The 14156-nt window shown below is 36.3% G+C and carries 9 protein-coding genes; 5 read left to right on the forward strand and 4 right to left on the reverse strand.

The window, feature by feature from the left end; translation table 11 throughout:
• On the forward strand, positions 1–2316 hold a 2316-nt coding region (locus tag F5ESL0237_RS02950), incomplete at its 5' end, for an SLAP domain-containing protein (protein WP_122029874.1).
• 131 nt (positions 2317–2447) lie between these two features.
• On the opposite strand, the gene F5ESL0237_RS02955 is transcribed toward F5ESL0237_RS02950, so the two are convergent.
• The 3 genes from F5ESL0237_RS02955 to rpsD all read right to left on the reverse strand — a co-directional run bounded on the left by F5ESL0237_RS02955 (position 2448) and on the right by rpsD (position 4911).
• Positions 2448–3755 carry a replication-associated recombination protein A gene (locus F5ESL0237_RS02955; protein WP_122024603.1) on the reverse strand — a complete coding sequence of 436 codons (1308 nt, stop codon included), beginning with the start codon at positions 3753–3755 and terminating at the stop codon, positions 2448–2450.
• A complete protein-coding gene (locus tag F5ESL0237_RS02960) occupies positions 3755–4228 on the reverse strand; it encodes a YueI family protein (protein WP_122021561.1) in 474 nt (157 codons plus the stop codon). The genes F5ESL0237_RS02955 and F5ESL0237_RS02960 overlap by 1 nt, the downstream gene beginning before the upstream one ends.
• A gap of 71 nt (positions 4229–4299) precedes the next feature.
• Positions 4300–4911 carry a 30S ribosomal protein S4 gene (gene rpsD, locus F5ESL0237_RS02965; protein WP_122024604.1) on the reverse strand — a complete coding sequence of 204 codons (612 nt, stop codon included), beginning with the start codon at positions 4909–4911 and terminating at the stop codon, positions 4300–4302.
• A 372-nt stretch (positions 4912–5283) separates the two neighbouring features.
• Between rpsD and ezrA the strand changes: the two genes are divergently transcribed.
• On the forward strand, positions 5284–6999 hold the full coding sequence (gene ezrA, locus F5ESL0237_RS02970; protein ID WP_122021562.1) for a septation ring formation regulator EzrA: 1716 nt from the start codon (positions 5284–5286) through the stop codon (positions 6997–6999).
• 621 nt (positions 7000–7620) lie between these two features.
• Here the strand turns inward: ezrA and F5ESL0237_RS02975 are convergent.
• Positions 7621–8058, reverse strand: coding sequence for a hypothetical protein (locus F5ESL0237_RS02975; protein ID WP_122024605.1), 438 nt, complete (start codon positions 8056–8058; stop codon positions 7621–7623).
• An 806-nt stretch (positions 8059–8864) separates the two neighbouring features.
• Here F5ESL0237_RS02975 and F5ESL0237_RS02980 point away from each other — a divergent pair.
• From F5ESL0237_RS02980 to F5ESL0237_RS02990, 3 genes are all read left to right on the forward strand, one after another.
• Positions 8865–10022, forward strand: coding sequence for a cysteine desulfurase family protein (locus F5ESL0237_RS02980; RefSeq protein WP_122021564.1), 1158 nt, complete (start codon positions 8865–8867; stop codon positions 10020–10022).
• A gap of 6 nt (positions 10023–10028) precedes the next feature.
• Positions 10029–11246, forward strand: coding sequence for a tRNA uracil 4-sulfurtransferase ThiI (gene thiI / locus F5ESL0237_RS02985; RefSeq protein ID WP_122021565.1), 1218 nt, complete (start codon positions 10029–10031; stop codon positions 11244–11246).
• 269 nt (positions 11247–11515) lie between these two features.
• Positions 11516–14155, forward strand: coding sequence for a valine--tRNA ligase (locus F5ESL0237_RS02990; RefSeq protein ID WP_122024606.1), 2640 nt, complete (start codon positions 11516–11518; stop codon positions 14153–14155).
• Position 14156 lies beyond the last annotated feature (1 nt).

Consider the following 14156-nt stretch of genomic DNA (forward strand, 5'->3'; position numbering starts at 1 on the left):
CAAGCAGATAAAGATGCAGTTGATACAATTGGCAAAGATGCAATTAGTAAGATCGACGACCCAACAATGACTGATAGTGCGGCCGTAACTACAACTAAGGATAAGGCAATCGCTGCTATTGATGCGGTTAAGGACAACGCTGGTAAGGCCGATGCAGATGCAATTAGAAAAGCTAAAGCTGATGCCATCAAAGAACTAGACAATGAATTAAATGGTAATGGTACAGCAGGTAGTCCAGGAATTGCTAAACAAATTGATGGTTTAACTGGCTTAACTCCAGCAGAAAAGGCTAAGTTTAAAGAACAAGCCCAAAAAGCGCATGATGACGCTGTTGCTAATGTAAATGGTAGTGCTACAGTACCTGATATTAATGCTAGAAAGAATGAAGGGATAACTAATATTGATCAGGCTTTAACTGATGCCCAATTACAAGCGGCTAAAAATGCAGCTAAGAAAGAGCTTGATGACCACGCCAATAGTGCAATTGATGAAGCCAAAAAAGAAGGGCTCAAGCCTGAAGATGAAAACAAGGTTATTGACGATATTAATAATCATGCCAAAGATGCCAAGGATAAGATAGATAGTCCAACAACTGATACGGCAGATAAGGCTAACGGAATTAAGGATGATGCCAACAAAGCAATTGATCAAATTGTGACTGATAGTAAGGCCGCTAAGGACAAGGCTGATTTAGCTGATGCTAAAGCAAAGGCCAAGGCTGAAATTCAGGCAGAAGCTGATAAAGTTAAGCCTGGATTAACTAACCAAGCAGATAAAGATGCAGTTGATACAATTGTCAAAGATGCAATTAGTAAGATCGACGACCCAACAATGACTGATAGTGCGGCCGTAACTACAACTAAGGATAAGGCAATCGCTGCTATTGATGCGGTTAAGGACAATGCTGGTAAAGCTGATGCAGATAAAACTAAGACGGATGCTGCAGCTGAGATAGCACAAAGTCACAAGGATGCTGTAGACAAATTGCACACAAACTTTGGACCAGATGCGGATACTTCAAAAACTGATAAGGCTTTTGAAGATCATAAAAATGCAACTGGATCATCGGCAGATGCTATAAACAAGGATAAATTAGCTGCTGAAAAAGAAATAGCCAAAGGTGCAGTGGCAGATGCTGCAGAGAATGCTAAGAAAAAAGTTGATGAGCTTAAGCATACTGATAAAACAGATTATACTAGTGAAGAAAAGAAAGCTATCAAGGATAAAATTGATCAAGAAGTAGGTAAAGCTAATGGGACAGTTACTACTCCTGGAACAATTGATCAAGCACCAAGTGCTACTGAAGTAAATAAAGCTCGTGATGAGGCAATTAAAAATATTGTTAATAACTTAGTACCAAATGCAGGTAACGGCAACGCCACCGGCACCGGTGGCACAGGTAACGGAGACGGAACTGGCAACGGCAATGGAACTGGTAATGGCACAGGAAACGGAACCGGCACAGGCAATGGCACAGACATTGATCAGGAAAAAGGTAAAGATATTACTTTAATTCATAATGCATATGTTTATGACAAAAATGGGCAACGTAGCAATAAGGTCGTACTTAAAGCTGGTTCGATTGTGACAACTTATGGCCTTGAAAATATTGCTGGGAGACAATATTATGTTGCTATAGATCAAGGTGCAAGTAATAGAAAATATTATATTGCAGCTGGTAATGCACAATACCTTGTACAGAAGTTAGGTCATAATTCTTATATTTATAATAAATATGGTAAGAGGATTAAAGCAGAACCAACTTTGAAGAAAGGTACGAAAGTGAAAACATATGGCGTTCCTGTAAAGATTAGGGGTAAAAAGTACTTTATAATCGCTACTAATCAGTATGTTAAAGCTGCCAATGTTCTGCGACCTCAGCTTGCTACTAAAATTGAACGTGTTGCAGTAACTTCTAATACACCAGTTGCTGACAATAATACTAAGCCATCAGTTGAAAAGACGCTTAAACATAATGCGTATATTTATGATGGGACTGGAAAACGTAGCAATAAGTTAATCTTAAATGCAGGCTCTGTAGTTAATACAACTGGTCAGAAGCAGATTAATGGGAGCTCATACTATACTTTAGACAATGGTATGTACTTAGCTGCAGGAAATATTGACGGGAAAAAGTTAAGTTTAGGTCATAATGCTTATCTTTATAGTCAATATGGTAATCGGGTCGGCAAAAAGGTTTTAAAGAAAAATTATCTTGTTAAGACATACGGTAGTCCTGTTAAAATTAAGAGTAAGATGTACTATATTACAGACAATAATAAAAATGTTAAAAAAGCTAATTTTAAAGTAAAGTAGTTTCTTAATTAAGTAAAACGCGCCTAAGATTTATGACTTAGGCAAATAAAAAGGGCAGAGAATTTAATTTCTCTGCCTTTTTATGTATTTTAGCTACTTAAATTTATTTAAAACGCAAGTCTAATACTTGTTTAACTATTCTGTAAGCCATTTTTTTGCATATCGTGAAGAATTTTATATTGCTTTTGCAAGCCTTTCTCAATTTTAGAATTGCCTTTCGGCATGAAATATTGTTTACCTAATAACTTATCAGGAAGATATTGTTGAGGCACCCAATCGCCAGGAAAAGAATGAGGATAAATATAATTTTTTCCATGTCCTAGATTTTTAGCACCTTGGTAGTGTGTATCTTTTAAATTATTCGGAATACTGCCATAATCCTGTGTACGTATATCGGCTAAAGCTGCATCAATTGCACTAATTGCACTATTACTTTTAGGTGACAAAGATAGTTCAATCACCGCATTCGCTAATGGTATTCTTGCTTCAGGCAAGCCTATACTTTGAGCTGTTTGAATCGCAATTACCGCATGCTGAACAGCAGTAGGATTAGCAAGACCAATATCTTCATATGCAATTACGCTGAGACGCCGACAGATTGAAATCAAATCACCAGCTTCAACTAGCCGAGCTAAATAATGCAGTGCAGCATCAGTATCAGAGCCGCGAATTGACTTTTGGAAAGCTGAAATGAGATCATAATGTCCGTCGCCATCAGCATCAAAATTTTGATTACGCATTTGGATTGAATTAGCCATTTCTTGTTGGTCAATTGTAAAACCTTTAGCAATATTTTTCTTTGCCGTAAGTAATTCCTGTTTGGTTGAACGAGTAGCTAATTCCAAGCCATTTAAAGTTGAACGTAAATCACCATTACCATTTTCAATTAATAATTTTTTGGCTGCAGGAGTTAACTGGACTTGATATTTGCCTAATCCATTTTCTTTGTTTGCTAAAGCGCGATCAATTGCTGCACTTATCTCATCAAATTCCAGTGGTCGCAATTCGAAAATTTGACAGCGAGAACGAATTGCAGGTGAAATTGATATATATGGATTTTCAGTAGTAGCTCCAATTAAAATGATTTCTCCTGATTCAAGCATTGGCAGTAGATAGTCCTGCTTAGTTTTATCTAAGCGGTGAATTTCGTCTAGCAGTAAAATCACAGTACCACTCATTCTGCCTTCTGTAGCTACCTGTTGCAATTGCTTTTTACCATCGGTAGCAGCGTTAAGCATGCGAAAGGCATATTTAGTTGAACCAGCAATTGCACTAGCAATACTTGTTTTACCAATGCCTGGGGGACCATAAAGAATCATTGAGGACAATAATTTTGCTTCAACCATACGCCTAATAATTTTCCCAGGTCCAATTAAGTGCGACTGACCTACAACTTCATCTAAGTTCTGAGGTCGCATTCTATAAGCTAACGGTTTCATTATTTATCCCCATTAAAAAGATGTCGCCAAAAGCCAATTTTTTTTTGCTTTGTCTTATTCTGAGGTAATGCTACTTTTTCCATTTCAGGAGCATAAACTTGTTTAATTTCAATTCTCATTTTATTAATTGCTGTTTTGGCAACAACTAAAACAGCAGTATCATCAGGATTTGTTTGAGCAGTTTCATTATTAATAAGTGTAAAAGTAATATTATATTTACTACAATTGGTTTCAATTTTACTTAAAAATTCATCTTTCACATTAGCATTTAATAAAATTTCATAGCCAATATAATCTTTAAAGTGAGACAAAAAAAGTTCCGTTAAGCTAATATCCTGAGTTTCAGCATTAGTCATTCTAACTAGAACTCGTTCACGTAAAGAACCTAAAAATCTTCTGCGTTCATCAGGCAGCGTTTGGGGACTAATACCTTGGGCAGCGTTAGCCACTCTAGTATTTAAATCTTCAGACATTAAGTGTTGTCTCCTTTCAAGTAAGAAAAAAACCCCTCCTAAACGGGAGAAGGGGCTTTCGTATAAAGAAATTAAAGTAACTTGTTGTAGTATTCAACAACTAGAGCTTCGTTAATTTCTGGTTCCATTTCATCACGTTCTGGAAGACGTACAAGAGAACCTTCTAACTTGTTCTCATCAAATGAAACAAATGATGGGCGAGCTACAGCTACTTCAAGAGCATCCTTAACTTGTTGTAAGTTCTTTGACTTTTCCTTTAAGCTGATGATTTGACCAACCTTAACTTCATAAGAAGGAATATCAACGCGCTTACCGTCAACAGTAATGTGACCGTGGTTAACTAATTGGCGAGCTTGTTCTCTGGTGGTAGCTAAGCCTAGGCGGTAAACAAGGCTATCTAAACGGCATTCAAGTAAGCTCATAAAGTTAGTACCGTGTTCACCTTCACGAATCTTACCAGCGCGTTTAAATAATGTTCTAAATTGACGTTCGTTTAGTCCATACATCCAACGCAACTTTTGCTTTTCATGCAATTGCTCACCATATTCAGATAAGCGACCACGTGAATTAGGACCGTGTTGACCAGGAGCATAGTTACGACGACTAAGTTCCTTACCAGTACCAGAAAGTGAGATACCTAATCTTCTTGAACGTTTCCAACTTGGACCTGTATATCTTGACATAAAATCCTCCAATAAAATCTGATAACAGTTTTTGGAGTAAAATATTACATATAAGTTCAACATTCGTGCATCTTAATTTTCATTTTCGCCTGTTGCAGCGTCGGTTACTCGTTCACTAAAACGTATTAAGATGTTGACGTTCTTGTCACTTATAGCTGCAAATATTTTACACGTCCCATATTATAACGATTAAACTATGTTAAAGCAAGAAAAAGTCGTTAAGTTAGTATAATAAGGAAATTTTTATCCTTTTTGATTTAATCATGCTTTAGCTAAATTTTTTCGCCAACTAAATTCTTGTCTATTTTAATAAACTGTATAGCACAGTATTAAATAAATTTGGTATAATTGGGTTAGTTTTGGAGGAAAAATATGTCACCAACTCAGTCCATAGTTGTAATAATTACAATTTTAATCATTATTATTGTTATAGCATTTATGCTCGTTGTTAATCGAAGACAGCTACACGAAATTATTGAGCTTGATGATCTGATTGCTAAAATAGACCGAATGAACCTAGATGCAGATATTGTCAATCTTGATAAAATGGATTTAGCAGGTGAAAGTCTAACGACATTTAACACTTGGCGTAAAAGTTATGAACAAACAGCCAATAAGAGAATACCTCAAGTTCAAGAACTTCTGGATCAAGCTGCAGGTCAAAATACTTCCTATCACCTCATTAGGGCACACAAAAATATTAAACAAGCTCAAGCAATTATGCAGTCAACTTTTGAAGATGCCAAGAATACGAATGATGTTTTTACGGAATTGCTTGAATCAAACCGTGAAAATCAAATGCAGTATGAGGATTTAAATAAAAAATATCAAGAAATGCGTAAACAGGTTTTAGCTGGATCTTTTGAATATGGCTCTGCTCTTGATAAGTTAGAAGATGAACTAACTAATGTAGAGAGTGATTTTGCGGAAGCTAAAAGCTTGACTGCACAAGGGGATCAGGTTGAAGCTAAGCGAGTTCTGTCAAAAATTAGAGCGGCAATTATTTCTATTGACAATGTCTTGCCTAAAATTAGAGCTGATAGACGTGAACTTGACACAATATTTCAAAACCAATTAAAGGAATTAACAGAAGTTTATAAGAAAATGAAAGCATCCAGGTTTTGTATTAATCAAGTTGATGTTTTAGCTGAAATCAAAAAAAATTATGAGCTGGTTGATAATGCAGGGCAGCTGTTGACCCATTTAAAAATTGAAGAATTAGACCAACAAATTAAAAGTATTAAGTCTAATATATCTGATTTATATCAACTTTTGGAGAATGAATATAAGGCGCGTCCATTTGTGGAAGACAATCAAGATAAGATTCAACGCTTGCTGTCACATCAACAGGTTGAGGCGAAAGATTTAATTCAAAAATTAAGGCACATTGATGAAAGTTATGAATTGACACATAATGAGCTCGAAGCTAGTCGTAAGCTTGAATTGGAAGTTAACGATATGAATCGTCAATATACAGTTGATACACAAAATCTTGCTGATGGTAAAGGCGTGTATTCAGAAATTAAAGCTTCATGGTTGCACATATTGGAGAGATTGCGAGTAATCAGTTCTAAACAAAAAGCGATGGCTCAAGATGTCGATGGCTTGTATGACGCTGAAAATGTTGCAATTGATTCAATTAACCGGTATAAGCAAGAAGTGTCATTGGTTTATCGACGCTTAGAACGTAAAGAATTACCTGGCATGCCTGATACTTTTGTGCAAATGTACACTTTAGTTGTTAATGAGATTGGTCATGTGGCTAAAGAGCTTAATCAAGTTCGAATTAACATGGAAAAAATTTCCAATGAATTAATTAATATCTCTGATGATGTTGAACGGTTAAAGCGTGAAGCTGATGATATTGTTAATTCGGCTAGTCTAGTTGAGTTAACCATGCAGTATTCTAATAAATATGCAACAAATAATGCAGTGAGAGTTGCACAAAAAACAGCATTACAGCTATATAGCCAAGAATATAATTATAAGGAAGCACTTGATACGATTGCGACAGCTATTGAAAGAGTAGAACCCGGTTCATATCAGCGCTTAGAAAATCTTTATTACTCAGAAAAAACAAACAGCTAATATTTAAAAGCAGACCTAATAATCTAGGTCTGTTTTTAAATAAAGAATGATTAATAAGATTTAAATCTGTTTTTCAACACATTATTATCAATAATTTAAGCCGAGGAACAGTTTTGACCCGTTTTTTAGAATCATATTATTGTACTTTTCAGATTGTTTGTTCGTTACATATAAATAAATTTCACGAGTGATTTTTTCGTTTTCGTGATCTATGCAGAGAGCCGAATAGTTGCATAACATGATTACGTTATAGGTATGAAGTACAATTGATATAGCTGAGAAATAAGGCATTTCACTAATAATGGATAACAAAAAGAAAAATATCTTAGGTCCAATTAATGGTGGTAAAGGATTAAAAATGCACACAAGACGCAATTCTGAAAGAAGCAGGCTTAAAATAAGCCTGTTTCGCTACATCTGTTATCCTTTAATAAATAGATGAATTTTATTTTTTAGTAAAAAAGAATCCTATAAAATTAGGATTCATTAATGCCATCCGGCTTTGATTTTGCAAACTAATATTAGGGGAAAAAGATTTGTCTTAATTTAGTGCGACTTTTTGTTAACTTTATTTAATGGCTATTATGTAAAGTTGACAGTGGTCTAACTAATACTGATTGGCTATTTACCGATTTGTTGCATGTAGCCGGCACCTTTAACTTCATAAGAATAGTCATGCTTTATTTTATTTCTTGTATAGACAGTGAAATATCCCATATTGTAGTAAGACTTCATTACTCTTCTATCTTGTACTTTGCTTCTGGACAACCAGAACGAACCAATTTCTTGGTAATGATAGTTAGACTTATTCATGTCATAATAAGGTCTACCATTTTGCTTATAGCGCATTACATGCAATTTTCGAACTCCGTTTTTATTTAAACTACAACTAACTTTGCCGTCATATATAAATGCATGTTTAGTAATTTTTATATGAGTCCATTTGTTGTGTCCTTTATAGGCGTACCAATTACCTCTTAACTCTGTGGGAGTAGCATTATGTCCCACATATTTAGCCTGCAGCGTTGATGAAAATACCATTCCAGTTACGGCAAACATTAGTGTAGCAGCTAAAGTGTAGCAGCTAAAACTTTTAATATTTGTTTAAATTTCATTTTTTCTCCTCATTTCAACACTAAAATTTTAGCGCTTAAATAAAGCGCTATCAATTATTGATAATAAAGGGTATAGTTAAAATTACGGGTTTTATATAGAATAAATATACTATTAAATTCTAGTTGCAAGTGAGAAAGTCTTGTTGCTTAACTATATCTAACAACTTATTATATTTTTTTCTAGTAGAAGTGGGTAAAGCGTCTAGTTTACTAGCAAGTAAGCTCTGAATAACTTTATTAACTATTTTACTGTAGGTTACTTCTTATTTTTCATTTGGTTTAGTTGATGAAAACTACTATAACTGGGTAGCAGTCGCTAAAAAGTATAGGGTAATGATAAAAAGTTAAGTATGTTAAAGTACAACTATGGTATTGAAGTTAACTGGTTCACCTTTGAAAGCTGATAAATTGAATAGAAGCTATTTGCTAATTGGAGCAGGTAAGGATAAATGATTATGGTGAAAAAAATATTATTAACTATCTTTTTTAAACAAGTCAGTCACTTTGGACCTTTGTCTGGAGTAACTTATTTTTGTGTGAGCTTCTATAAAAATTTTCCGATTTGTAAAAGACCATTAAGATGTTAGAATAACTATTGGCAAAAAATCCTGATGTTTCCCATTTGGGAAGCACAAAAGGGACCGAAATATCGATTTTTCACGAATTAAGTGAATTTATACGAAGTTAATTATGCTATAAAACACTGATATGAGCGAAAAGTGTAGAAATACATGGGGATGATTTTATTACATGATATATTTTGACAATAGCGCAACGACCAAAATTGATCAAGAAGTTCTAGATACTTATACTCAAGTTGCACAGAATATTTGGGGTAATCCGTCTAGTTTACATAAATTAGGTGATCGGGCATATCAATTGCTAGCAAGCTCACGTAAACAAATTGCTCAGCTGTTAGGTACTAAAACCAATGAAATTTTCTTTACTTCTGGCGGTACAGAATCAAATAATTGGGCAATTAAAGGAACGGCTTTGCAAAAACAAGCATTTGGGCATCACTTAATCACTTCTAGTGTTGAACATGCTTCAGTAGCAAATGCTTTTACTGCCTTGGAAAATTTGGGCTTTCGTGTAACCCGTTTACCCGTTGATAAAGCAGGACGCGTTAATGTCAATGATTTGCGTAATGCATTAGATTCGGAAACAACCTTAGTTTCCATTATGGGAGTTAATAATGAAATTGGTACTATTCAACCAATTGAGGAGATCAGTGATTTATTAACTAATTATCCCAATATTCATTTTCACGTTGATAATGTGCAAGCACTTGGTAAAGATATTTGGTCACAGGTATTTACACCGCGAGTTGATTTTTCTAGTCTTTCGGCCCATAAGTTTCACGGTCCTCGGGGAACTGGTATTCTTTACAAGAAAGCGGGGAAGATGGTTTTGCCACTGCATGATGGTGGTGGTCAAGAAAAAGGTTTGCGTTCAGGTACTGAAAATTTACCCGCAATTGCAGGCATGGCTAAAGCAATACGTTTGCTTTTAGCTAATGAAAAAAGTAATGCTGTCAAAGAAGAGGCCATTAAAGATAGGATAGTTAACTATCTACAGGATAAACCAGGAATTAAAATTTTTTCACCAGTAAATGCGGGGTTTACACCGCATATTTTGTGTTTTGCGCTGGAGGGAATTAGGGGTGAAACACTTGTTCATACCTTAGAAGAGCATGATATATATACGTCTACGACTTCTGCGTGTGCATCAACAAAAACTGATCAGGCAAGTACACTGGTAGCGATGCATGTGGATGATAAAGAAGCTACAAGTGCTATTCGTTTGAGTTTTGATGAAACTAATACTTTAGCTGAAGCTGATGAATTTATTAGTGTTTTTGACCAGATTTACCGTCATTTTGCCCCAATTAATCATTTAGGAGAATAAAATTTGATGAAATATACTGAAATTATGGTTCGCTATGGTGAACTTTCAACTAAAGGAAAGAATAGAAAGGATTTTATTGGTCGTTTAGCTGGTAATGTTACTAGGGTATTACGCGATTTCCCGCAAATTGAGCTTCATCCGCGTCATGATCGGATGCATATTGTCTTAAACGACGCACCTTTTGCGGAAATAGATCAGCGTTTAAAGAAAGTTTTTGGTATCCAAACGTATTCACCAACAGTTAAGGTAGAAAAAACACTGGCTAAAATTGAAGAAACTGCTCTTGCTTTGATGAAAGAGACTTACCAAGAGGGAATGACTTTCAAGGTTAATACCAAGCGTAGTGACCATAATTTTACCTATGATACCAATGAGTTAAATCAATTAGTTGGGGACTATCTTTTTAAAAATATGTCCAACTTAAAAGTAGAAATGAAACATCCTGATTTGGTATTAAGACTTGAAGTTCGTCAAGATGCAGTATATATTTCTAACCAGTTATTGCACGGCGCAGGTGGGATGCCTGTTGGAACTGGAGGTCGGGCGGTAATGATGCTTTCAGGCGGAATTGATTCTCCGGTTGCATCATACTTAGCCTTGAAGCGGGGGGTGGACATTGATATGGTTCATTTCTATAGTCCGCCATATACGACTGAGAAAGCCCTCAACAAAGCTAAAGAATTAACAGGAATATTGGCTAACTATGCAGGACGAATTAATTTTATTGCAGTTCCATTTGCCGAAATTCAAGAAACTATTAAAGAAAAGTTACCAGAAGGTTATTTGATGACAGTTCAACGTCGTTTTATGTTACGTTTAGCAGATCAAATCCGGGCTAAAAGAAAAGGACTAGCTATTTTCAATGGGGAATCTGTGGGACAAGTGGCCTCGCAAACATTGGAGTCAATGGCAGCAATTAACGATGTAACCACAACTCCGGTTGTGCGCCCAGTTGCTACAATGGATAAGACTGAAATTATTCGTTTAGCTGAACAAATTGGTACCTTTGATTTATCAATTCAACCATTTGAAGATTGTTGCACAATCTTTGCCCCACCCCGTCCTAAAACTAAGCCAAGAATTGATAAAGCACGCGAATTTGAAGCACGGCTAGATGTTGAGGGCTTAATTGAGCGCGCCCTAGCTGGTATGAAAATAACGACTATTTATCCTGGTGATAAATTCATAGCCGATAAAGCAGCAGAAGATACTGCACTGCTATAAAAAACATGCTATAATTCTATCTAAAGAAGTAATCAAGAGGTATTAATCTTATAAGTAGAGAAAGGTCCATAGTTGGTGAAAGACCGAATGAAGGTTAATTGGTAGCTTGATTTAATTGATTAGCTGAATTTAAAGTAGGCTAGTCCGGTATCAAGGTCCGTTATCACTAGATTAAGAGAAGCAATATTTTTGCTTAATGATAGGTGGTACCGCGGTTATTATATCGTCCTAGACAAGATTGTCTAGGACTTTTTTATTGGAGGAAATTTATGACAGATCTAGCACCTAAATACGATCCCCATGAGGTTGAGACTGGCAGGTATCAAGCATGGCTTGATCAAGACTTGTTTAAGCCATCAGGGGATAAAACAGCCCATCCTTATTCTATTGTAATCCCGCCACCAAATGTTACGGGAAAGTTACATTTGGGCCATGCTTGGGACACGGCAATTCAAGATACTCTAATCCGCTTTAAACGAATGCAAGGGTACGATACGCTATATTTACCTGGAATGGATCATGCTGGAATTGCTACTCAAGCTAAAGTTGAAGCTAAATTGCGTAAGCAAGGTAAAGATCGTCACCAAATGGGACGTGAAGCATTTGTTAAACAAGTTTGGGACTGGAAAGATGAGTACGCTAATATCATTAAAAGTCAATGGGCAAAGATGGGGTTGTCGCTTGATTATTCACGCGAGCGCTTTACTTTAGATGAAGGGCTATCTAAGGCTGTTAAGCGAGTTTTTGTTCAATTGTATAATGAAGGGTTGATTTATCGCGGTGAATATATTATTAATTGGGATCCGCAACTGCAAACAGCATTGAGTGATATTGAAGTTATTCACCAAGATGATAAAGGGGCTTTTTATCACATCAAGTATCCCTTTGCTGATGGCTCTGGTTTTGTCGAAATTGCAACCACTCGACCAGAAACTATGTTTGGTGATACGGCAGTAGCTGTGGCTCATGGGGATGAACGCTATAAAGACCTTGTCGGTAAGGAATTAATTTTACCAATAGTTGGACGTAAAATTCCAATTATTGAAGACCAACACGTTGATCCTGAATTTGGAACAGGACTAGTAAAAATTACGCCCGCCCATGATTCGAATGACTTTGCTGTTGGTAATCGCCACAACTTAGAACGAATTAATGTAATGAATGACAACGGGACAATGAATGAGCAAGCAGGAAAATATCAAGGCATGGATCGTTTTGCTTGTCGTGAAGCTCTAGTTAAGGACTTAAAAGAGCAGGGGTACCTTATTCAGATAAAACCAATTGTGCATTCAGTTGGTCACTCTGAACGTTCAGGTGTCCAAGTTGAACCGCGTCTTTCAACTCAATGGTTTGTGAAAATGAAGCCTTTAGCTGAAAAGGTATTGGCAAATCAAAAAACTGCCAACAAGGTTAACTTTGTTCCAGAACGATTTGAGCAAACGCTAGAGCATTGGATGGAAGATGTGCATGATTGGGTAATCTCACGCCAGCTCTGGTGGGGGCACCGCATCCCAGCTTGGTACAATAAAAAGACAGGTGAGATGTATGTCGGTGAAGAAGCACCGCATGATATTGAAAACTGGGACCAAGATACTGATGTTTTGGATACGTGGTTCTCTAGTGCTTTGTGGCCATTTTCGACAATGGGTTGGCCTGATACAACTGCCGCTGACTTTAATCGTTATTTTCCAACTAATGCCTTAGTAACTGGCTATGATATTATTTTCTTTTGGGTTTCACGCATGATTTTCCAAAGTTTACACTTTACCCATAAACGTCCATTTAAGGATGTAGTTTTACATGGCTTAATTCGCGATGAACAAGGACGCAAGATGAGTAAGTCACTGGGCAATGGGGTTGACCCAATGGATGTCGTTGATGAATATGGAGCTGATGCCTTAAGATGGTTTTTACTTAATGGGACTGCTCCAGGTCAGGATACGCGCTATAATCCAAAGAAATTATCGGCTGCGTGGAATTTTATTAATAAAATTTGGAATGCTGCTCGTTTTGTAATCATGAATTTACCAGAAAGTGCGCAGCCAGCTCATATGCCTGATACTAAGCAGTTTGATTTGGCTGACAGCTGGATTTTTGCGCAGTTAAATCATACTGTTAGTGAAGTGATTCGCTTATTCGATGAATATAAGTTTGGCGAAGCTGGGCGAGAATTATATAACTTTATCTGGAATGATTTCTGTGACTGGTACATCGAAGTTTCTAAGGTTGCTTTAAACAGTACCGATGCCCAATTAAAGACTAGAAAACAAGATAATTTAATTTGGATTTTGGATCAAATTTTACGACTACTCCATCCGATTATGCCATTTGTAACTGAAAAATTATGGTTATCCATGCCACATGAAGGTAAATCAATCATGATTGCACCTTATCCAGAATTTCACGCTGAATTTGTAAATGATAAAGCCCAGCATGACATGGCTTTCTTGATTGAAATTATTAAAGCAGTGCGCAACATTCGTATGGAAGTTAATGCGCCTTTATCTTCACCAATTGATATCATGATTCAACTAGAGGATGCTAATAATGAAAAAATTTTGGCTGATAATGCTGAATATGTGAAAAACTTTTTACATCCGAAAGAATTAACGATTGCCACTGAAATTGTCGCACCTAAATTGGCTAAAACCGCTGTGGTGTCGGGAGCGCAAATTTTTATTCCGCTAGCTGATTTGGTAAACGTTGATGATGAAATTAAGCGTATGGAAAAAGAAGAAAAAGACCTTAGAGCTGAAGTTGAACGGGCAACTAAAAAATTAAGCAATGAGGGTTTTGTTGCCCATGCTCCTGCTGCTGTAATTGACAAAGAAAAAGCTAAGCTGGCTGATTATGAAAATCAACTAGCTAGTGTGCAACAGCGAATTCAAGATTTAAAAAAGAGTGAATAAT

It is taken from the genome of Lactobacillus sp. ESL0237 (genome assembly GCF_003692985.1).
GTDB lineage: Bacteria > Bacillota > Bacilli > Lactobacillales > Lactobacillaceae > Lactobacillus > Lactobacillus bombicola.